Origin of the sequence: Psittacicella gerlachiana (assembly GCF_003585965.1) — a bacterium.
Taxonomy (GTDB): domain Bacteria; phylum Pseudomonadota; class Gammaproteobacteria; order Enterobacterales; family Psittacicellaceae; genus Psittacicella; species Psittacicella gerlachiana.
The window spans coordinates 1-1,151 of the sequence record NZ_NRJF01000277.1 but is presented as its reverse complement, the minus strand read 5'-3'; the positions used below and the strand labels follow the sequence as shown (position 1 = coordinate 1,151).

Genomic DNA, 1,151 nt, shown 5'->3' with positions numbered 1-1,151 from the left:
ATTATTAGCTTTAGCTGTAGCAAAGTGCATTAAATCAAAATTATGTTTATCTAATTTTTTATGTTGCCGATTTTTTACTTGTTTTTGGAATTTTTCTTTACGAAATAAATCTGTAGCCAAGTTTGATATTTTGTTATTAATAGATATGCTATCAAATAATTCGAGAAATCTAATATGTCTTTTAAATTCAGTCTTATTTTGATACTCAATACCTCTTAAAACCTCATAACGAATGAGAGGAGTGATATATAATTCTACATCAGATGCGGTTAAGTATTCTTCTATTATTTTGTATTCAATACTATTATTGTCGCTAATAGCTTTAATTATAATATTTGCATCTAGGAGATATTTTTTACTCATTAAGCAACCCCACCTCTTAATAAGTTTAACATTTCAGATTTTCTTTGTATGCGTGTTGGATCTTTTCTTTCTAATTTAATTTTATTTAAATCGATGTCAAATATTTCATCTAATAAGTCAATTAAAGCATATCTACTAGGTGAATCAATTGGAACTGTTTTGATATAACCTTTATTTTTTTCTAGTTTAAATGCGGCTCCATTATATAGTTGATATAGAATTAATGGTGAGTGAGTAGTAACAATAAAGTAAGTGTTAGGGAATATTTCATTAAGAGTAGGTAGAATTTTAGTTTGCCACTCTAGGTGTAGGTGGCTTTCAATTTCATCAATTAAAACATAACCCGTGACATTTTCTATATTATCTGAGTTCGTAAAAATTCCATAGCCAGATACAATACTTTGTACTATTTTTAATATAGAAGCGAAACCACTGCTTAACTCATTTAGTTTTAGATACTCTCCATCTACCATAATCTGAGCAAAACCATCTACAATTTTAAAATTTTCTGGATTAGGATCAATACGAGAATCAATTTTATTGAGAATTCTTAATACTGTAATTAATTCTATTTCTCGGTTTTCTTCTACTGTTTGGTATTTATTTGAAGAATATGCAATATTAATGAACCATCCATTTACATCATTATCCATTGTATTATCATAGGGGTTTTCTATTATTTTCAGTAGATTCTGTTTATACTTATCCTTACGATCTTTAAGAGTTCCTATATGTATAGAAGCAGTAGAGTTAGATAAAGATGAATAAATATTTCCTCTATTTTGAGT

General features: G+C 27.3%; 2 protein-coding genes. Both read right to left on the bottom strand.

The features are described 5' to 3' along the window. The coding region (locus CKF59_RS07615) for a type II toxin-antitoxin system VapC family toxin (RefSeq protein WP_119535306.1) at positions 1–363 on the bottom strand (363 nt) is incomplete at its 3' end. Further along, positions 363–1,151 (bottom strand): AAA family ATPase (locus CKF59_RS07610; protein ID WP_119535305.1); only part of this gene is annotated, 789 nt, incomplete at its 5' end. The genes CKF59_RS07615 and CKF59_RS07610, both read right to left, overlap by 1 nt.